This is a genomic window from Hamadaea sp. (assembly GCF_013362815.1).
GTDB lineage: Bacteria > Actinomycetota > Actinomycetes > Mycobacteriales > Micromonosporaceae > Hamadaea.
In genome coordinates, this window is record NZ_JABFVK010000049.1 from 105555 (window position 1) to 128351 (window position 22797).

Here is a 22797-nt window from a genome sequence, read left to right on the forward strand (position 1 = left end):
ACTTCGGCCAGTCTGGTCGCGCCCACCGTGGCGGTGATCGTAAGCCTGGTAGCAGAGGCGTGACGACCCGTAATGACCTGGGAGAAGTCGATCTTAGGGGGGTGCTGTCAACCGGTTTTGCCCGGCGCGAACACCCGGCGAAGTGGTTGCGGATCGGCCGTCCGCCGTTTCCATTCCCGGGGATAGCCCAAGGACACCTCCTCGAAGCGTACGCCTTCGTAGGTGGTCATCCGGGGAATGTGGAGGTGCCCGTAGACCGCGACGGCGGCCCGGAATCGCGTATGCCATCCGGCCGTACGCTCGGTGCCGCACCACTGGGCGAACTCGGGGAACCACAGCGGCTCAGTCGGTCTGCGGTCGAGCGGCCAGTGCGTGACCAGCACGGTGGGAACGGCCGGATCGACGGCGTTCAGCCGCCGTTCGGTCTCGGCGACCCGGTCGGCGCACCACGATTCGCGGTCGGGATAGGGATCGGGATGCAGCAACATCTCGTCCGCGCAGACGACACCGGCCTCGTACGCCTTCTTCAGCGACTCCTCCTTCGTCGTCGTGCCCGGCGCACGGAACGTGTAGTCGTAGAGCAGGAACAGTGGCGCGACGGTGACCGGGCCGCCGAAGCCGTCCCATTGGGCGTACTCGTCTTCGGGGGTGAGCACACCGATGTCACGGCACATCTGAACGAGGGCGCGGTATCGAAGGTCGCCGCGCAGGGTCACCGGGTCCTGGGGATGCGTCCAGAGCTCGTGGTTGCCGGGTGCCCAGATCACCTGGCGGAATCGCGTACGCAGCTGCCGCAGCGCCCACTCGACGTCTTCGAAGATCTCCCCGACGTCGCCCGCCACGATGAGCCAGTCCTCGTCGGACTCCGGTCGGATGCCCTCGACGATCCGGCGGTTCTCCGGATGCGCCACGTGCAGGTCGCTGACCGCGAACAGAGTACCCGCCATCACCATGTTTTCGAGCATATCCGCTGCTCTTCACCGACCTACCGTCCTCTGTGGCCATAGGGGCGGGTAGGGGTTGCCCGGCCATAGTCGATCGAGCATCGTGACATGATGGCGACAGTAGGTCTTTCCGCCGACGCTTGGCTGCGGCGTTTTCATCCCAAGAGCGCCGCCGGGGACGTCGTCGTGTGCTTCCCGCACGCGGGCGGCTCGGCGAGCTATTACTTTCCCTTCTCCGCCGCCATGCCGCCCGACGTCGACATGCTGACGATCCAGTATCCGGGGCGGCAGGAGCGGCGTGCCGAGCCGCCCGTCGAGTCCGTGCCGGAACTGGCCGATCAGATCGCCGAGCTGCTGGCCGGCTGGGCGGACAGCCGGCTGACCTTCTTCGGGCACAGCATGGGCGCGACCGTGGCGTTCGAGGTCGCCCGGCGACTGGAGGCCGGCGGAATCGCCGTGCACGGGCTGTTCGCGTCAGGCCGCCGAGCCCCGTCGACCCACCGCGTCGAGGGTCTGCACCTCGGCAGCGACGCCGCACTCATCGCCGAACTGCGGGATCTGAGCGGGATGCCGGTCGAGCTGCTCGCCGATCCGGAGGTCGTCCAGCTGATCCTTCCGGTGCTGCGCAACGATCTGCGGATCGCGGAGACCTATCGCTACGAGCCGGACGGCAGCGAGTTGCGCTGCCCGATCGTGGCGCTCGTCGGCGACCAGGATCCCAAGGTCGAGGTCGCCGAGGCCGCGGCCTGGCAGCGGCACACCACCGGCACGTTCGAGCTGCGTACGTTCTCCGGCGGGCACTTCTTCCTCGTCGAGCACAAGGCGGCGGTCGTCGAGGCTGTCACGAAGCACGCAGTCGCACGGAACTTCTGAGCCGGACATGATTCAGCGCCCTCCGCGGCGGGTGGCGGACCCGCGCGGAGGGCGCCGATCAGGGGACTGAGCCCGATCAGGAGACTAAGCCGAGGGAGCCGCGGCCAGGTCCTTCTCCTCGTCGTCCTTGTTCTCCTTGGCGCCGCCCGGGGTGATGTAGCCGACCGGCATCCGGCGCAGGATCACGAAGATGAGTACGCCCCACACGAGCGATACTCCGGCGCCGGTCAAGGCGGCGAAGTTCATGCCGTGCGTGAAGGCCTCCCGGGCGGCGGTCAGCAGTGGGCCGGCCACCTCCGGGGGCAGTGCGGCGGCGACCTGGAAGGCACCGCCGAGAGTGCTGTGCGCCGCGTCGACGGCCGCCGCCGGAGCGCCGGGAATGGCCGTGTCGAGCATCTGGTGGTGGTAGACCGCCGCACCGACGGTGCCGAGGATCGCCACACCCAATGCGGTGCCGAGCTCGTCACTGGTCTCGGCCAGGGCCGACGCCGCGCCCGCCCGTTCTGGCGGAGCCGCGGTGAGCACGAGGTCGGCGATCAACGGCGCGGTCATCATCATGCCGGCCGCCACCGCACCCGAGCCGACCAGCAGCTGCCAGAGTTCGGCGTCCGGAGCCAGCAGGTAGAGCACCCCGAAGCCGAGGGTCATCACGACCAGGCCCGTGCCGATGATCCGGCTGGGGCGTACCTTGGCGGCCAGCCCGACCGACAGGAACATGGCGACCATGACCGCCGGAATCGTGACGAGCGACCACAACGCCGCGGTGAACGGGCGCATCCCCATCACCAGCTGAAGGTACTGGTTGGCGTAGAGGCCGATGCCGGTGAGCCCGAAGCCGGTGATGACCTTGGTGAGGATCGACATGGTGAACGGGCTGTTCTTGAACAGCCTCATGTCGATCAGCGGGGCGGGATGTCCCAGCTGACGCCGGATGAACAGCAGCCCGAACGCCAGACCCACGACGACCGCCGCGAGCGGCACGATCTCGAAGCCCTCGACGGCCAGCTGCTTGATCCCGTAGATCACGGCCACGATGGCGAACAGCGAGATCGCCGCGCCCAGCAGGTCGAACCGGCCGTTCTCCGGGGACTTGAACTCCGGCAACAGGAACGGCGCGAGCACCAGCAGCAGCGCCATCGCCGGAAGGTTGATCATGAAGACGGAGCCCCACCAGAAATGGTCCAGCATCAGGCCGGCGATGATCGGGCCGAGCATGATGCCGCTGGTGAGGCTGCCGGTCCAGATGCCGATCGCCGACTTGCGTTCCTTCTCGTTGTGGAACATGTTGCGGATCAACGCCATGGTCGACGGCATCAACGTCGCCGCCGCGATGCCGAGCACCGCCCGGCTGGCGATCAGCAACTCGGCGCTGCCGGAGTACGCCGCGGCCACCGACACCGCGCCGAACGCGGCCGCCCCGATCAGGAGCAGCTTGCGCCGCCCGATCCGGTCCCCGAGGCTGCCCATCGTGATCAGCGCGCCGGCCAATCCGAATCCATAGGCGTCCATGATCCACAGTTGTTGGGTCGCCGTAGGCTGCAAGCCCTCACTGATGAACGGCAACGCCAGGAACAGGATGCTGACATCCATCGAGATGATCAGACAGGGCAGCACCAAGACGGCCAGCCCGATCCATTCCCGGCTCCCGGCCTTGGACTCCACGACCGTCATGGTCGACCTACCCCCACTCGCTCACGCGCGTATAAGTTGCCATCGGCTTAGTTGCGTATGCTGTACACTGTACCCAGCACTCTAAAGTGGTCACTTATCTCCGTCAACCCCTAAACCCGCGCTCCGAAGGCACCGGGAAATCGTTACGCATCAGTGCAGTTGCTCCAATTCCTGATCAAGGATGTCGAACAGTTCAGCCGCTGTGGCGCGGCTCAGATCGTCGGGCACCGCGGGCGCCTCGACGCCGAACAACCGCACGTCGAGGTACTCGGCGACGGCCGCGACGGACGGGTGGTCGAAGATCAGCGTCGCCGGAAGCCGGGTCCCCACCGCCTCCGACAACGCCGTCCGCAGTTCGATGGCGGTCAGTGAGTCGAACCCCAGCTCCAGGAACCCGCGCGACACGTCGATCCCACTCGGGTGGTCGTAACCGAGGATGGCGGCGGCGCGACCGCGTACCAGATCGAACAACGCGGCCCGCCGCTCCTGGACGGACATCCGGCCCAGATTGTCGAGCAGCACGGACGGCGCACCGGTTCCGCTACCCGCCCGGCGCTTGCTGCTGGTCCGGGCCAGACCGCGCAGCATCGGCGCGACGGTGGCCGCGGCCCGGAGCACCGTGAGATCCAGCTTCATCACCGCGAGGGCGGCTTCCGGCCGCGCACCAGCGACGGTGAAGGCCGCGAGACCGGCGGACGCGGGCAGCGCTCGCATGCCGTCGCGCCCCAGACGGCTGCGGTTGGTCGAGGTCAGGCCACCGGCCAGGCCCTCGTCGCTGTCCCACAGTCCCCAGCCGAGCGACTGCCCGACGAGACCCTGCGACCGTCGATGCGCCGCGAGCGCGTCGAGGTAGCTGTTGGCGGCCGCGTAGTTCGCCTGGCCGGGGCCGCCGAGGACCCCTGAGGCTGACGAGAACAGGACGAACGCGGTCAGGTCGTGGTCCCGAGTGAGCTCGTGCAGGTACCAGGCCGCGTCGACCTTGGGCCGCAGCACCTTGTCGAACGCCTCCGGGGTCAACGAACTGAGGACGCCGTCGGCGAGCACACCGGCGGCATGCACGATCCCGCGCAGCGGACGATCGGCCGGGATCGCGGCGATCAGGGCCGCCACGGCTTCGTGGTCGGCCACGTCGACTGCAGCGATCGTCACCTCCGCGCCCAGCTCGGCCAGCTCGTCTCGCAACTCCACTGCGCCCGGGGCGTCGAGCCCACTGCGGCTGGTGAGCAGCACGTGGCGTACGCCGTGCTCGGTGATCAGGTGCCGGGCGAAGAGCCGCCCCAGCATCCCCGTGCCGCCGGTGACCAGCACCGTCGCGTCGGAGTCGAAGACGCTCGCACCTTCCACTGAAGCCGCCGCACCGTCCACCGAGCCGGCGCGTTCCAACCTGGCCGCGTACGCCGTCCCGCCGCGCACGGCCACCTGCGGTTCGCCGGTGGCCAACGCGACGGCCAGATCGTCGGCGGTGCCGTCGACCAGGACGAAGCGGCCGGGATTCTCCGACTGCGCGGAGCGCATCAGTCCCCAGGCTGCTGCGCCAACCAGGTCGCTCACCGGCTCACCGGCCACCGAGACTGCGCCGTTGGTGCGTACCACCAGGATGGCGTCGGCGAAGCGCTCGTCCGCGATCCAGGCTTGCACGACCGGCAGCAACTGCTGAATCGCCGTACGCACAGCCGAAGGATCTTGGCCAGAGGTTACCTCGATCACCACCGACTCGGGGACGGGTCCTTCGTCGGTCAGCGCCTCCCAGTCCGCCCAGCCGAGCGGCCGTCCCGTCGCCGCAGCTTCGGTCCAGGCGGTCCGGAACAGCAGTTCGGTCCCGCCCGAACTGGCGGACAGGTTGGAATCCGGTTCCCGCAACAACAGCGAGCCCACCGACAACACCGGCAAGCCCGTCGTGTCGGTGGCGTCCAGCGACACCAGGCCTTCTCCGAGCGGCCGCACCCGTACGCGCACCGCCGAAGCGCCGATCGCGGACAGCGACACGTCCGTCCAGGAGAAGGGCAGCCGGACCTTGTCGCCCAGTTCCTCGTTGCAGGCGATCGCGTGCAGCGCGCCGTCGAGGAGAGCCGGATGAAGGCCGAATCGGGTGACGTCCGTGCCTTCCGGGAGGGCGATCTCGGCGTACACGTCGTCGCCGTGCCGCCAGGCTGCGGTGAGGCCACGGAACAGCGTGCCGTACGGCAGACCGGCGTCGGCCAGGCGCTCGTAGAAGTCCGACAAGTCGATCGCACTAGCGCCCGGCGGCGGCCAGCTGACCGCGTCGGCGGCGGTGCCGGGCGCGCTTTCGGCCACCACACCGGAGGCGTGCTGGATCCAGGGCGCCTCCAGATCAGTGGCCCGGGAGTAGATCGTCAGCGCTCGGCGACCCCGCTCGTCCGGTGCCGCGAGGACGAGTTGGAGAACGAGCGCCTCCCGCTCCGGCAGCACCAGAGGCGCATGCACCGTGAGCTCCTCGACCAGCTGACAGCCGGCCTGTTCCGCCGCCGCCAGCGCCAGCTCGACGAAGCCGGTGCCGGGGAACATCACCCGGCCCAGCACCACGTGCCCGGCCAGCCACGAATGCGTCGCCAGCGAGACCCGGCCGGTGAACACGACCGAGCCGGTGTCGGCCATCGGCACTGCCGCACCGAGGAAAGGATGCCCGACGGCGGCCTGCCCCAACGCCGACGGATCACCGGTGGCCCGATCGTCGGCGGCCCAGTAGCGCCGGTGCTCGAAGGCGTACGTGGGCAACGGGAGGTCGCTGTGCTCGTGCCCGGCGAACATCGTGGCCCAGTCGACCCGGAACCCCCGGGTATGCAGCTCGCCCGCCGAGACCAGCAGGCGCGCCGGCCCGCCGTCGTCGCGCCGGAGTGAGCCCGTGACGGCGACCTCGTCGGCGTGCTCGTCGAGGATCTGCTCGATGCCCGGCACCAGGACCGGATGCGGGCTGCATTCCACGAAGGCTCGGTGGCCGTCGGCGTACAGGTCGCGGACCGCCTGCTCGAACCGGACCGGCTCGCGGAGGTTCCGGAACCAGTACTCGGCGTCCAGTCCGGCGGTGTCCACCCGCCGACCCTCCACTGTCGAATAGAACGCGATCTCCGACGTACGCGGAGCGACCCCCGCGAGGTCGGCGAGAATCGTCGGCCGCAGTGCCTCGACGGCCGGCGAATGGGAGGCGTAGTCGACGGGAATGCGGCGAGCACGGACGGTCTGGCTTTCACACTCGGCGAGCAGTTCCGCCAACGCGTCGGCGTCACCGGAGACGACGGTGGTCGCCGGACCGTTCACGGCGGCGATTCCCAGGCGGCCGTCCCAGCGCCGAAGACGCTGGCCGACTCGTTCGGCCGATTCGGCCACCGAGACCATGCCGCCGGTGCCTGCGATCGTCAGCACCGCGCGACTGCGCAGAACGACCACCCGCAACGCGTCCGCCAGCGACAGACCACCAGCGACGTACGCCGCCGCGACCTCTCCCTGCGAGTGACCGACCACGACGTCGGGGGTCACACCTAGCGACCGCCAGACAGCGGCCAAACCCGCCATCATCACGAAGAGCACCGGCTGGACGACGTCCACTCGTTCCAACGACGGCGCGCCCGGCACATCCCGCAGCACATCGGCGGCCGACCAACCCGCCAAGTCCGCCAGCACCTCGTCGCAGTCGGCCACCACCTGCCGGAACACCGGCGAGTGGTCGAGCAACTCCGCACCCATGCCCAGCCACTGCGAACCCTGACCCGGGAACACCCAAACTAGGCCACCACCGCGGGTTGCCCGGCTCCGAGCCAGTCGGGGCGACGGGTCGCCGGAGGCCGCCGCTCGCAACGCAGTCAGCATGGATTCCCGGTCTTCGCCCACCACGACCAAGCGGTGTTCCTGAGTGGAGCGACCGGTCGCCAGCGAGGAGCCCACCTCGGCCAGCGAGAGATCCGGATGGTCGTCGACGAACGCGGCGAACCGGTCCGCGTACGCACGCAGCGCATCGGCTGACTTCGCGGAGAGCAGGAACGGCACCGCCGCCAACGGAGGGGCCGACGCAGGCGATTCCACGGCCGGGGCCTCTTCGATGATGAGGTGAGCGTTGGTTCCGCTGACCCCGAACGAGGACACACCCGCTCGCCGAGGACGCCCGGATGACGGCCAATCGCGGGCCTCGGTCAGCAGCTCGACCGAACCCGACGACCAGTCCACGTGCGTCGACGGCTTGTCGACGTGCAGCGTCTTCGGCAGTACGCCGTGCCGCATCGCCATGACCATCTTGATCACGCCGCCGACCCCGGACGCCGCCTGCGCGTGCCCGATGTTCGACTTCAGCGATCCGAGCCACAGTGGACTGACCCGATCCTGCCCGTACGTCGCCAGGAGCGCCTGCGCCTCGATCGGATCGCCCAGTGTCGTCCCAGTCCCATGGGCTTCCACCGCGTCCACATCGGACGGCGTCAGCCCGGCCACCGACAACGCCTGCCGGATCACCCGCTGCTGCGAAGGGCCACTCGGCGCGGTGAGCCCGTTCGACGCACCGTCCTGGTTCACCGCCGAACCGCGTACGACGGCGAGGATTCGATGACCGTTGCGGCGCGCGTCGGACAGCCGCTCCAGCAGCACCATTCCGACGCCCTCGGACCAACTAGTGCCGTCGGCCGAATCGGCGAAGGACCGGCACCGCCCGTCCGGCGACAACGCGCCCTGGGTCGAGAACTCCACGAACGACTCCGGGGTCGCCATGACGGTGACGCCACCGGCGAGGGCCAAGGTGCACTCCCCGGCTCGCAGTGCTTGACCGGCAAGGTGCAACGCCACCAGCGACGACGAACACGCGGTGTCGATCGTCACCGCCGGGCCTTCGAGGCCGAAGAAGTACGACACCCGGCCCGAGGCGATCGCGCCGGACGCTCCGGTCTTGCCGTAGTCGTGATACATCATCCCGACGAAGACGCCGGTGGAGCTGCCTTTGAGCGAGTTCGGGTCGACGCCGGCCCGTTCCACCGCCTCCCAGGTCGCCTCCAGCAGCAGGCGCTGCTGCGGGTCCATGGTCAGCGCCTCGTGCGGGCCGATCCCGAAGAACGCGGCGTCGAACTCCCCCGCGCCGGTGAGGAATCCGCCTCGGTCGACGTAGCTGGTGGCCGGACGGCTGCGGTCGGGGTCGATCAGCGTGTCGAGATCCCAGCCGCGATCGTCCGGGAAACTCCCCGTCCCCTCACGACCGTCGAGCACCATCCGCCACAGATCCTCCGGGGACGACACTCCGCCCGGATAACGGCAGGACATCCCGACGATCGCGATCGGCTCGTCCGAGGTCTGCCGGACACCGGCCACGACCGATCGACTGGAGTCCACTCCGGACAGTTCGGCCGTGACGAACTCGGCGAGCTTCACCGGCGACGGGTAGTCGAAGACCAGAGTTGCCGGGAGCCGGAGGCCGGTCGCCTCACCCAGCGAATTGCGCAGCTCCACCGCCGTCAGCGAGTCGAAGCCGAATTCCGTGAAGGCCCGATCGGGGACCAGTCCGGTCGCATCGGCTCGGCCGAGGACGGCGGCGACATGCTGCAGGACGACGTCGAGCACCAGACCGGCTCGGGCCTCCGGGGGGTGGTTCGCCAACCGGCGGGTCAGCGTACCGGCGCGGGTGCCGGAGCTGCGCCGAGCCCGGCCGCCGAGCAGTCCCCGGAAGATCGCGGGCACGTCACCGGCCGCAGCCAGCGCCCGTCGATCGACGCTGATCGGAACCAGCACCGCTTCGGCCGATCCACCGGCCGCGTCGAACAGCGCCAGCCCGTCCTGCTCCGTCAACGGCAGGACACCGCCGCGCGCCATCCGGGAGCGATCGGTCTCGGCCAGCGTCTCCGTCATGCCGCTCACCGGCACCCACGGTCCCCAGGCCAGCGACTGCGCAGCGAGGCCCGCGCTGCGCCGATGGGTCGCGAGCGCGTCGAGGAAGACGTTCGCCGCGCCGTAGTTCCCCTGCCCGGCCGCGCCGAGCGCACCAGCCGCCGACGAGAACAATACGAAGAACTTCAGGTCCACGGTCAATTCGTGCAGGTGCCAGGCCGCGTCGACCTTCGGGCGCAAGACCGTGTCCAATCGCTGCGGCGTCAGCGACTCGATCACCCCGTCGTCCAACAATCCAGCGGTATGCACAACGCCGTCCACGGCAAAGTCACTCAGCAACGCAGCAACCGCAGCCCGATCAGCCACATCACACGCCACCAACGAAACCGACGCACCCGACTCCCGAAGGCTCGCCACCAACTCCGCCGCCCCCGGCGCATCCCCACCCCGACGACTCACCAACACCAGATCGCGTATGCCGTGACTCACCACAAGGTGCCGAGCCACGAGCGCACCCAACCCGCCGGTCCCACCCGTGATCAGCACGCGATTCGCGGTCGACCAGGGAGGCGTACTCGCCGGTGCGGGCGCCTTCACCAGGCGCGGCACGAAGATCCGATCCTCCCGCACGGCCAGCTCGGGTTCGTCCAGTCCAAGCAGGCCACCGACGGAGTCGGGGGTTAGCTCTCCGATCGTGTCCACCAGCACGATCCGGCCCGGGTTCTCCGCCTGCGCTGCGCGTACCAGTCCCCAGACCGAGGACTGCACGAGGTCCACCGGCTCGCCGGAGATCGACACCGCTTGGCGGGTGACGACGACCAGCCGCTCGGCGGCGCGATCCTCCGCCAGCCACTGTTGCAGCCTCAGCAGAACCGCCTTCGTCACCTCGGCGACGCGAGCCGGGATCTCGCCTTCCCCGCTCGGCACAACCAGCACGTCATGGCTGGTGTCGGCGGCAACCGGCGAACTCGTCTGGACCCAGCTCACGCCGAACATCGAGTCGTGCGTACCGGCTGCCGTCCGCAGCTGCTCACCCGTGACTTCCCGCGTACGCAGAGAGCCGATCGAAGCCACCGCACGGCCGGACGAGTCGCCGAGGTCGATCGAGGCCGAGGACTCGTCGACTTCACGCATCCGCACCCGTAGTTCGGTCGCACCCCCCGCGACCAGGGAGATCCCGGCCCAGGAATACGGAACGCGGGCGGGACCGGCGGTGGTACGCGGATCGTGGAGCGCCGCGTCCAGCAGGGCCGGATGCAGCGTGTAGGAACCGGCGTCGCTCCGGGCCGACTCGGGCAGTGCGACCTCGGCGTAGATGTCCCGGCCCGAGCTCCAGGCCGCGCGCAGTCCCGCGAAGGCCGGACCGTACTCGAATCCGGAGTCCGCCAGCCGCTCATAGAGATCGGTGACGTCGAGTTCGGTCGCCTCAGCCGGGGGCCAGATCGTGAAGTCCGTCGACGGCCGGCTCGCTGCCGTCCCGAGTACGCCTTCCGCGTGCAACACCCACGAGGCGTCGGACCGGTCGGGTCGCGAGTGGACGGTGATCCGCCACCGGCCGTCGACCGCTCCGTCGACGACGACCTGAAGGTTCACTCCGCCCCGGTCGGGTAGCACCAATGGCGCTCGCAGGAGCAACTCCTCGATCGCCTGCGCGCCCACCTGCTCGGCGGCGTGCAGGGCGAGCTCGACGAACCCGGTCCCGGGGAACACCGTCTGCCCCAGTACGCGGTGCGCAGCGAGCCAAGGCAGCGCGTCCAGCGAAAGACGCCCGGTCAGCACGACCCCACCGGAATCGGGAGCGCTGACGATCGCCCCGAGCAGCGGGTGGTCGGCCGCCCGGAGTCCGGCCGCCACCAGCGAACCCTGCCCGGAGAGGGCGTCCACCCAGTAGCGCTCACGCTGGAAGGCGTACGTGGGCAGGTCGACGCGCCGCCCGCCATCGAGGCACACCGCCCAGGCCACCGGTACGCCCCGCACATGGCAGGCGGCGACCGCTGCCATGAGGGACTCGCATTCGCCGTGATCTTTGCGCATCGCCGAGACGAACTTGGCCTTCCCCGTGAGGCAGAGCTGCCCCATGGCGGACAGCACCGCATCCGGCCCGAGTTCGAGATACGTGCCGACGCCTGCCGCTTCCAGGGTGCGTACGCCGTCGGCGAAGCGGACTGCCGACCGCACGTGATTCACCCAGTACTCGGGATCGCCGACCGGGGCGAGGTCGCCGGTCACGTTCGATACCACCGGGATCGTCGCCTCGCCGAACGTCAGTCCACTCACGACCGCCCGAAACTCGGCCAGCATGGGGTCCATCAGCTGCGAATGGAAGGCGTGGGACACCCGGAGCCGTTTGGTCTTCACGCCCTGCTTCTCCAGCGCGGCCACCACGAGCTCCACTGCCTGATCCGCGCCGGACAACACGACCGCGGCAGGGCCGTTCACCGCTGCGATGTCGACGCCGTTCGTCAGCAGCGGGCGTACGTCGTCCTCCGCCGCAGCGACTGACACCATCACGCCGCCCGGCGGAAGCGCCTGCATCAGCCGGCCCCGGGCGGCCACCAACCGGGCGGCGTCGGGCAACGACAGCACCCCGGCGGCATGGGCGGCCGCGATCTCGCCGATCGAGTGACCGCCCACGAAGTCCGGGCGTACGCCCCACGACTCGGTCAGCCGGAACAACGCCGTCTCCAGGGCGAGCAAGGCCGGCTGCGCGTACGCGGTCTGGTTGAGCAGGTCCGCGTCGGTACCCCACATCACGCCGAGCAACGGCTGATCCAGCAGTGGATCGATCTCCGCCGCGACTGCGTCCAAAGCCTTCGCGAACACGGGGTACGCCTCGTAAAGCTCCCGTCCCATGCCCAGCCGTTGCGAGCCCTGGCCGGAGAACAGTACGGCGAAGGCGTCCTCGGTCCGCGCGATCCCGGTGACGATCCCTGAGTCGGCTCCGTCGTCGGCGAGCAGCCGAAGGCGGGCGGTCAATTCCTCGCGACTCGTCCCGAGCACGGCCGCTCGATGGGTGAGCCGAGCGCGGCCGGTGGCCAGCGAGAAACCGACGTCCCTCGGCTCGACGTCCGGCTTCGACTCCACAAGAGACACCAGGTTCGCCGCCTGCGCGCGTAGCCCGGTGGCCGACTTGGCCGACAGCACCCATGGCACCACCGGCGCGTCGCCTGTGCGTTCGTCCCGAGCGGACTCGTCGGCCGGTGCCTGCTCCACGATCACATGCGCGTTCGTGCCACTGATGCCGAACGATGACACCGCCGCCCGACGGGGTCGGCCGGTCTCCGGCCAATCCCGGTTCTCCCGAAGCAATTCCACCGCGCCGGACGACCAGTCCACTCGGGAGGACGGCTCGTCCACGTGCAGAGTCTTGGGCAACACCCCACGGCGTATCGCCATGACCATCTTGATGACGCCACCGACGCCCGCAGCTGCCTGCGTATGCCCGATGTTCGACTTGAGTGAGCCGAGCCACAGTGGGCGGTCGCGGTTCTGACCGTAAGTGGCAAGCAGAGCCTGCGCCTCGATCGGATCGCCCAGGGTCGTGCCGGTGCCGTGCGCCTCGACGGCGTCCACGTCGGACGGCTGGAGGCCGGAGGCCGACAAGGCGGCCCGGATGACCCGCTGTTGTGCGGGACCGTTCGGGACGGTCAAACCGCTGGACGCGCCGTCTTGGTTGATCGCGCTGCCCCGCAGAACCGCGAGCACCGGGTGACCCAGCCGCTGTGCGTCGGAGAGCCGCTCCAGCAGCAGTACGCCGACACCCTCGGAACAGCCGATGCCGTCGGCGGCGGAGGAGAACGCCTTGCACCGGCCGTCCCGGGCGAGGCCGCGCTGCTCGCTGAAGTAGCAGAACATGTCGGGGGTGGTCATGATGGTGACCCCGCCGGCCAACGCCATCGAGCATTCGCCCCGGCGGAGAGCCTGAGCCGCGAGGTGCAGCGCGACCAGCGAGGAGGAGCACGCGGTGTCGACGGTGACCGCAGGCCCCTCCAAACCGAGCGTGTACGCGATCCGCCCGGTGACGAGGCTGCCGTCGCTGGTCCCGGTGCCGTAGTCGTGATACATCACGCCACCGAATACGCCGGTCTGGCTGCCGCGCAACGAAGTGGGGTCGATGCCCGCGCTCTCGATGGCCGACCAGCTCGCCTCCAGGAGACGTCGCTGCTGCGGGTCCATGATGAGCGCCTCGCGAGGCGAGATCGCGAAGAAGTCGGCGTCGAACTCGGCCGCGTCGTAGAGGAAGCCGCCCTTGCGCGACACCGTCCGACCAGGCTTGCCCGGCTCCGGGTCATGGATGCGCTCAACGTCCCAGCCCCGGTCGTCGGGGAAGTCGCCCACCGCGTCCCGGCCCGAGGAGACGAGCCGCCAGAGCTCCTCGGGCGAGTCGACGCCACCGGGATACTCGCAGGCCATGCCCACGATGGCGAGGGGCTCGGCCTGGGCGGCGGTGAGCCGGCCGTTCTGCTGGCGCAGCCGGTCGTTGTCCAGCATGGAGGCTCGCAGCGCCTCGACGATCTGCTCGACAGAGGTATCCACAGTGGATCAGTCCTTCGCTGTGCTGTCGTTGGCCGCGAGCGCCGCGCGGACCAGATCGGCGACGTCCATGCTCTTGATCGCTTCCTGCCGCCCGTCCTCCAGCGGCGCATCGGCAGCGGCATCGGCGGGCTCGGGCTGCGCATCCGGGAACAGCTCGGCATCGAGGAGTTCGGCGACGGCCCGGGCGTTCGGGTGGTCGAACATCAAGGTCGCGGGCAGCCGGAGCCCGGTCGCCTTCTGCAGCCGGTTGCGGAGCTCGACGCCTGCCAGCGAGTCCAGGCCGAGATCGGTGAAGCCCTTCGTCGGTTCGATGGCCGACGCCTCGTTCCGCGAGACGGCGGCGACCTGGGTCCGTACGAAGGTGACCAACGCGTCGTGCCGGCGGCCGGTGGGCATACCTTCGAGTCCACGGAGGAAGGCCTCGTCGTCGTCCTCGGTGGGCTGGGTGACGGTTCGGCGTACGGCCGCGGTTGTGGTGACGGCGAAGTCCCGCAGCGCTGCGGGCACGTCCTGGGTGATCCCGGCCCGGGTGATCCGGACGGGCACCAGCATCGGCTCGGCCGATCCCAGCGCCAGGTCGAAGGCGGCAAGTCCCTGCTCGGCCGTCATCGCGGGCAACCCAAGGCGTTCCATGTGCTGCAGCTCGTCCGCTCCGACACCGCCGCCTAGCTCTGTGCGTACCGCCCACATGCCCCAGGCCAACGAGGTCGCGGTCAGCCCCGCCGCGGCCCGATGCTGGGCGAGCGCGTCGAGGAACGCGTTGGCCGCCGCGTAGTTGCCCTGACCGGCGGCCAGCACGGTGCTCGCCGCCGAGGAGAACAGCGCGAAGGCCTTCAACTCCCGGTCGCGGGTCAGCTCGTGGAGGTTCCAGGCCGCGTCGACCTTCGGCCGCAAAACGGCCGCCAGCTGCGCCGGGCTCAGGTTCGCGATCAGCGCGTTGTCCACGATTCCCGCGGCATGGACGATGCAATTCACCGGGTACGCCGAAAGCACGTCAGCGAGCGCATCCCGATCGGCTGCGTCACCGGCGACCACGACGACATCAGCGCCCTGTGCCTGCAACTCCGCCGTCAGCTCCGTCGCGCCGGGGGTCGCCATTCCGCGTCGGCTGAGCAGGACCAGCCCGCGTACGCCGCTGGCGACGAGGTGGCGGGCGACGACCGCACCCAACCCGCCGACACCACCGGTGATCAGTACGCAGTCGGTGCCCGACCACGCCACTCCGGGCTGGTTCACGGAGGCCCGGGCGAGCCGGGGGACGAACGCCGTCCCCGCACGGACCGCCAACTCCGGTTCGCCCGAGGAGACCGCCGCCAGCAGCATCTCGTCGGACGCGGTCGGGTCGGCGTCCATGAGGACGACCCGGCCCGGTTGCTCCGCCTGCGCCGCTCGCACCAAGCCCCACACTGCTGCGTGAGCGAGGTCCAGCTCCTCCCCCTCGCCGATGGCGACGCCGTGCGATGTCGCCATCACGAGTCGGGCCGAGCCGTGGTCCTCCGCCAGCCAAGACTGCACGTGACTCAGCACCTCGGCGGTCGCCGTACGCACCCGGTCCGGCACGCTGCCGCTGGTGAGCACCGGGCAGCGATACAGCTCGTCGCGCGGGTCTTTCTGCGTACCGAGGGACGTCGGCCGCCATCGGAGCACATGCAGAAGTCCGTCATCCGCCGCCGGCACCAACTGCTCACCCGAAGCCAGCCGGGACGCCAGCCGCTCGACCGTCAGCACCGGCCGCCCGGAGTCGTCGGCGATCCGCATGCTCGACAGCTCTTCGCCGTTGATCCGGTGGGCATGTACGCGCAGCGCCCGAGCCCCGCTTGCATGCAACGCCACGCCGGACCAGGAGAACGGAAGCAGCGTCGGCTTCGGCTCCTCCAGCAGCCCCGCCAGCAGTTCGGCGTGCATCGTGGCGTCCAGCAGCGCCGGGTGCAGCCCGTACCCCGCCGCCTCGGCGACCTCCGGCAGCACCACCTCGGCGTAGATGTCCTCGCCGTCGCGCCAGACCGCCCGCAATCCCTGGAACGCCGGGCCGTAGTGGTAGCCGCGCTCGGCGATCCGTGCGTACGCGGCCGCCGCCTCTCCGGTGTCCACGCGTTGGGCCGTTGCGGGCGGCCACTGCCAGAGATCCCATGTCGGCTCGGCGTCGGCCGGGGCGACGAAGCCTTCGGCGTGCAGCACCCAGTCGGCGGAACCGTCCACTCGGGAGAACACCTGCACCGTACGCCGACCGGCGACGTCGGCCGCCCCGACCGGGACCTGCACTTCGACCACTCCGGCGTCGGGGATGATCATCGGCGCTCGTAGGGTCAGCTCCTCCACTACGCCGCAGCCGACCTGATCGCCGGCGCGTACGGCCAACTCGACGAACCCGGTTCCGGGGAGCAGGACGGTGTCCAGCACCCGGTGATCGGCGAGCCACGGATGAGTCGCCACCGACATCCGGCCGCTCAGGACGACGCCCCCCGTCCCGGCCAGGCTCATCGAGGCGGTCAGCAAGGCGTGCCCCAGCTCGCTGGGACCGGCTGCCTTCCTCGGCGCGCTCAGCCAGTAGCGTTCGCGCTGGAAGGCGTACGTGGGCAGGTCCACCCAAGTCGCCCGATGCTCGGCGAAGAACTTCGCCCAGTCGACGGTTGCTCCGGCCGAGTGCAGGGCACCCAGTACGCTGACGATGGTGAGCGGTTCTTCGCGGTTTCGACGCTGAGCCGGGATGAACGTGCCCCGACCTTCTGCCATGCCGGAGAGCACGGCGTCGGGGCCGAGTTCGACGAAGACTCGTGCGCCCGCTGCTTCCAGCGTCGTGATCCCGTCGGCGAACCGGACGGCGTTACGGACGTGGGTGACCCAGTACTCCGGGTTGTTCACCGGGGTGAAGTCGCCAGTCACGTTCGACACGACTGGGATCGTGGCTTCGGTGAAGCTGAGTCCATTCAGGACTTGGCGGAACTCGTCCAGCATCGGGTCCATCAGCGATGAGTGGAACGCGTGGGATACCCGCAGTTGCTTGGTCTTCACGCCGCGTCGCTCCAGCTCTCCCACCACGCGCGCCACGGCCTGCTCAGCGCCGGAGAGGACCACGGCAGCGGAACCGTTGATCGCGGCGATGTCCACGCGCGCGCCATCCGCGAGCGTGTCCACCAGCGCGCCGTCTGCCAACGCGCCGTCTGCCAACGCGCCGTCCGCCAGCAGCGGGAGGACATCGGCTTCTGAGGCGGCGACCGACACCATCACCCCACCGGCCGGGAGCGCCTGCATCAGCCTGCCCCGGGCGGCCACCAGTTTCGCCGCATCCGCCAGGGACAGCACACCGGCGACGTGCGCAGCGGTCACCTCACCGATCGAATGCCCGCCCACGAAATCCGGGCGTACGCCCCACGACTCGGCCAGCCGGAACAACGCCATCTCCACCGCGAACAACGCCGGTTGCGCGTACCCGGTCTGGTTCAGCAACTCCTCGTCGGAACCCCACATCACGTCCAGCAGCGGACGATCAAGGTGCTGATCGAGTTCGGTAACGGCTTCGGACAACGCCGCAGCGAAGACCGGGAAAGCGGCATACAACTCCCGGCCCATCCCGAGCCGCTGCGAGCCCTGCCCGGAGAAGAGGATCGACAGCTTAGCGTCGGAGTACGCCACCTGGGCATCGCCGGCCGTCAGCTCCGCCAGCCCGCGCAGCAGCTCCTCGCGGGTCGCGCCGGACACCGCCGCCCGGTACGCCATCGCCGAACGCCCGGTGGCCAGGGAGAACCCGACGTCCACCGGATCGAGACCGGGCTCCGACTCCACGAAGTCGGCGAGCTTGACCGCCTGCGAGCGGAGACCGGCAGGCGACTTCGCCGAGAGCACCCAGGGCACCACGGGAGTTGCAGCCGTCGGCCGCGCCGAAGACGCAAGCTCGGGCGCCTGTTCCAGGATGACGTGCGCGTTCGTGCCGCTGATGCCGAACGACGAGACTCCGGCCCGGCGCGGACGGCCGAGGTCGGGCCAGTCCCGGGCTTCGGTCAGCAGTTCGACCGAGCCGGCCGACCAGTCCACGTGCGGCGTCGGCTCGTCGACGTGCAACGTCTTCGGCAGCAGCCCCTGCTGCATCGCCATGACCATCTTGATGATCCCGCCGACGCCCGCCGCTGCCTGCGTATGCCCGATGTTGGACTTCAGCGAGCCCAGCCACAGCGGCTCGGCCCGATCCTGCCCGTACGCCGCCAGCAGCGCCTGCGCCTCGATCGGATCACCGAGCGTCGTACCGGTTCCGTGCGCCTCGACGGCGTCCACATCGGACGCGCTCAGCCCGGAAGCGGCCAGCGCCTGACGAATCACCCGCTGCTGGGAGGGCCCGTTCGGCGCCATCAATCCGTTCGACGCGCCGTCGGAATTCACCGCCGAACCGCGTACGACCGCGAGCACGCGATGGCCGTTGCGCCGGGCATCCGACAGCCGCTCCAGCAACAGCATCCCCGCGCCTTCGGACCAGCTGGTGCCGTCGGCCGACGCGGCGAACGACTTGCACCGGCTGTCTCGCGCGAGCCCTTGCTGCCGGGAGAAGTCCACAAAGGCGTCCGGAGTCGCCATGACCGCGACACCGCCCGCGAGCGCCAGTCCACATTCGCCGGACCGGAGTGCTTGCGCCGCAAGGTGTAGGGCCACGAGTGATGAGGAGCAGGCGGTGTCGACCGTGACGGCCGGACCCTCCAGACCAAGCAGGTAAGAGATCCGACCAGAGAACACACTGCCCGAGGTGCCGTTGCCGAGATAGGCGGCGAGATCGTCGTCGACGTCGGTCACGTTGCTCGCGTAGTCGTGATACATCAGGCCCGCGTACACCCCGGTCTGGCTGCCGCGCATCCCATTCGGGTCGATGCCCGCCCGCTCGAACACCTCCCACGCCAGCTCCAGCGCGAGCCGCTGCTGCGGGTCCATCGCGAGAGCCTCGCGCGGCATGATGCCGAAGAATCCGGCGTCGAAGTCCGCGGCGTCGTGCAGGAAGCCGCCTTCGCGCACATAGGACCGGCCGATCGCGCCGGGCGTCGGGTCGTAAATCCCGTCGATGTCCCAGCCCCGATCAACGGGGAATCCGGTGATCCCGTCGCGTCCCTCGGCGACCAGCCGCCACAGCGCCTCGGGGGAGGTCACGCCGCCCGGGAACCGGCACGCCATGCCGACGATCGCGATCGGCTCGTCCGCGCTCACGGTCCGGACGGACAGCGCCGGCTCCGCGACCGTCACGCCGCTCAGTTCGGTGACGAGGTTGGCCGCCAGCACCCGCGCGCTGGGATGGTCGAACACCAGCGTCGAGGGCAACCGCAGGCCCGTGCGCTTGGCCAGCAGGTTGCGCAGCTCCACTGCGGCCAGCGAATCGAAGCCCAGATCGCGGAACGGCTTGTCCGGGTCCACCGCTTCCGGTCCGCGGTGTCCCATCAAGGCAGCTATTTCGGTACGCACAAAGCCGAGTACGAGTTCGGTTCGACCGGCCGGGGACAACTCGGCCAGCTGAGCCGCCAACGGCGTCTCCGTACGCCGTTTGCGCGGATGAGCCAGGTCCAGCCACACGGACGGGACACCCTCGTCCCGGTCCCGGAGGGCGGCGAGATCCACGCCTGCCGCCAGTACGCTCGCGGTAGGCGTACCCACCGCGCGGTCGAGCAGATTCAGCCCTTCGGCCGCCGAGAGCGCGGCGAACCCGGAACGCTTGGCCCGCGCGAGCGCGGCCTCGTCGAGGAGGTCGCCCATTCCGCCGTCGCCCGTCCAGAGCCCCCACGCGATCGACGTCACCGGCAGCCCCAACGCCGCCCGGTAGGCCGCCAACCCGTCGAGGAAGGCGTTCGCGGCCGCGTAGTTGCCCTGGCCGGCGCCGTCGAATATCGCAGTGGTCGAGGAGAAGAGCACGAAGAACTTCAGATCGCACGTCAGCTCGTGCAGATGCCACGCGGCATCCGCCTTCGGTCGCAACACCGCGTCGAGCCGCGCCGGCGACAGCGATCCGAGGACACCGTCGTCCACCACCCCGGCCGTATGCACGACCCCGTCGACCGGGAACTCGACGAGCAGCTGCTCGACTGCATCCCGATCGGCGACATCGCACGTCTTCACGACGACCTCGGCACCCGCCTGCCGAAGGCTCGCCGCGAGCTCTTGGGCACCCGGAGCATCCGGGCCCCGACGGCTGACCAGCACCAGATCGCGTACGCCATGGTCGGCCACCAGATGCCGGGCGACCAGCGCGCCCAGCCCACCGGTGCCGCCGGTGATCAGGACGCGGTCGGCCGCGGACCAGGCCGGGTTCGCAGCCGGCTCTGTTCTCACCAGGCGCGGCACGAACCTCTGGTCGCCGCGGACCGCCAGTTCGGGCTCGTCGCCGGACAGGCCCTCGATCGCGGCGCCCTCCATGGCGTCGACCAGCCGAATCCGGCCTGGATTCTCGGCCTGCGCCGCCCGCACGAGGCCCCACACCGCGGACTGCGCAACGTTCACCGGTTCGCCGTTCACCGACACCGCTTGACGCGTGACGATCGTCAGCCGAGTCGCAACGTGTTCCGTGGGCTCGGGGTCTTTAGCCAGCCAGGACTGCACCCGGGCGAGCACGTCGCCCAGAACCAGCCGGACGTCCGGCTCGGCCGGGCACTCGTACACCTCGTCGGCTGCCGAGGGCGTACCCGGGGAAGTGCTTGTCCGCCAATCGATGCGATACAGCGGCCGGCCCGCCGACGGCGTGTTCCCGGTGGCGGCGGCCCGCGACCGGAGCGCCTCGACGGTCAGCACGGGCAGGCCCGAGGCATCGGCGAGGCGCAGCTCGGACCGCTCTCCCCCGTCGTGGCGACGGAAGTGCACCCGCAGCGCCGCAGTGCCGACCGAGTGAACGGTCACGCCGCTCCACGAGAACGGGAGCAACGTCGGTCCCTGCTCCTCCAGCAGGTCCACGTGCAATGCCGCGTCCAGCAGGGCGGGATGCAGCCCGAAACCCGTGACATCTTCGGATTCGGGCAACGCGACTTCGGCGTACAGGTCGTCACCGGACTGCCAAGCGGCCTTGAGCCCTTGGAAGACCGGCCCGTAGTCGTAGCCCCGGTCGACCAGGCGCTCGTAGACGTCGTCGATCGGCATCGACTCTGCGCTCGCCGGGGGCCACTGGGCCAACGTCCAGTCTGGGGACGCGTCGGTCGCGGCGAGGCTGCCCTCCGCATGCAACGTCCAGTCGAGGTCGGCTCCGTCCGGCCGGGCGAAGACCTGAACGGCGCGCCGTCTGGAGTTGTCGGGAGCACCGACCGAAACCTGGAGCTGCACGAACCCTTCGTCCGGCAGCGCCAACGGCGTACGCAGAACCAGCTCGTCGAGCCGCTCGCAGCCCACCTGCTCGCCCGCACGCAGGGCGAGCTCGACGAGTCCCGTGCCGGGGAAGATCCGCCGACCCAGTACGCGGTGATCCGCCAGCCAAGGATGGGTGGCGAGGGACAGCCGCCCAGTCAGCAGTACGCCCTCGGACCCGGCCACAGCGACGGAAGCGCCGAGTAGCGGATGGTCGACGGCCGACAGTCCAGCCGCAGCGGGGTCGGCCGCCGCCCCGAACAACCAGTACGCCTCATGCTCGAACGCGTACGTCGGCAGGTCCACCCAGCCGCCACCGGCGAGGTACGCACGCCACGCGACGCCGACTCCGTGAACATGGCACGACGCCAGGGCGGCCACCACGGACTCACACTCGTCGCGGTTGCGGCGCAGCATCGGGATGAAGGTGCCCTGGCCTTCTGCCATGCCGGAGAGGACGGCATCCGGTCCGAGTTCGAGGAAGACTCGTGCGCCCGCCGCCTCGAGTGCGGCCAGCCCGTCGGCGAACCGGACGGCGTTGCGGACGTGGGCGACCCAGTACTCGGGGTCGTTGACGGGAGTGAGGGCTCCGGTCACGTTCGACACGACTGGGATCGTCGCCTCGCCGAAGCTCAGTCCATTCAGGACTTGGCGGAACTCGGCCAGCATCGGGTCCATCAACGCCGAGTGGAACGCGTGGGACACCCGGAGTGGCTTGGTCTTGACGCCCCGTTGTTCCAGCACGGACACGATGCTCGTCACCGCGTCTTCGGCGCCGGACAAGACGACCGAGGCCGAGCCGTTGATCGCGGCAATGTCCACGCCGTCGATCAGCAGCGGGAGGACGTCGGCTTCCGGAGCGGCGACCGACACCATCACCCCACCGGCCGGGAGCGCCTGCATGAGCCGGCCCCGGGCGGCTACCAGTTTCGCCGCATCCGCCAGGGACAGCACACCGGCGACGTGCGCTGCGGTCACCTCACCGATCGAGTGCCCGCCCACGAAGTCCGGGCGTACGCCCCACGACTCGGCCAACCGGAACAACGCCGTCTCCACCGCGAACAACGCCGGCTGTGCGTACCCGGTCTGGTTCAGCAACTCCTCGTCGGAACCCCACATCACGTCCAGCAGCGGACGATCAATGTGCTGATCGAGCGCGGTAACGGCTTCGGACAACGCCGCAGCGAAGATGGGGAACGCGGCGGACAGCTCCCGGCCCATCCCGAGACGCTGCGAACCCTGACCCGAGAACACGACGGCGAGGGGAACCTCCGTGCGCGCGATCCCGGTGACGACCCCACCGTCCGGTACGCCCTCAGCGAGCGATCGCAGGCTAGCGAGCAACTCCTCCCGATCCCGGCCGGTGACGACGGAGCGATGCTCCAGCGCAGTACGCCCAGTGGCCAGCGAGAACCCGACGTCCACCGGATCGAGGTCCGCATCCTCCACAAAGGACGCCAGCCTTGCCGCCTGCGTACGCAATCCGGCAGCAGACTTCGCCGACACCACCCACGGCAAGATCGGGCTCGCGGGCGTGTCCTTCGGCTGTGAGGTAGTCCCCACCTCGGGAGCTTGTTCGAGGATGACGTGGGCGTTGGTGCCGCTGATCCCGAACGACGACACCCCGACCCGGCGCGGACGGCCCGTCTGCGGCCACGGC

General features: G+C 69.8%; 5 protein-coding genes. 1 reads left to right on the plus strand and 4 read right to left on the minus strand.

What is annotated here, in order from left to right; genetic code table 11:
* Window positions 1-107: 107 nt before the first annotated feature.
* Window positions 108-947 (minus strand): metallophosphoesterase, encoded by an 840-nt coding sequence (locus tag HOV77_RS22890; RefSeq protein WP_290864871.1) that lies wholly within the window; start codon window positions 945-947, stop codon window positions 108-110.
* 108 nt (window positions 948-1055) lie between these two features.
* Here HOV77_RS22890 and HOV77_RS22895 point away from each other — a divergent pair, with 108 nt between their 5' ends.
* A complete protein-coding gene (locus tag HOV77_RS22895) occupies window positions 1056-1817 on the plus strand; it encodes an alpha/beta fold hydrolase (protein ID WP_290864873.1) in 762 nt (253 codons plus the stop codon).
* 84 nt (window positions 1818-1901) lie between these two features.
* Here the strand turns inward: HOV77_RS22895 and HOV77_RS22900 are convergent, their stop codons facing one another.
* The 3 genes from HOV77_RS22900 to HOV77_RS22910 form a co-directional block, all read right to left on the minus strand.
* Window positions 1902-3488: an MFS transporter gene (locus HOV77_RS22900; RefSeq protein WP_290864859.1), complete on the minus strand. Its 1587-nt coding sequence runs from the start codon at window positions 3486-3488 to the stop codon at window positions 1902-1904.
* A gap of 150 nt (window positions 3489-3638) precedes the next feature.
* A complete protein-coding gene (locus HOV77_RS22905) occupies window positions 3639-13841 on the minus strand; it encodes a type I polyketide synthase (protein ID WP_290864861.1) in 10203 nt (3400 codons plus the stop codon).
* A gap of 6 nt (window positions 13842-13847) precedes the next feature.
* Window positions 13848-22797 (minus strand): type I polyketide synthase (locus tag HOV77_RS22910; protein ID WP_290864863.1); only part of this gene is annotated, 8950 nt, incomplete at its 5' end.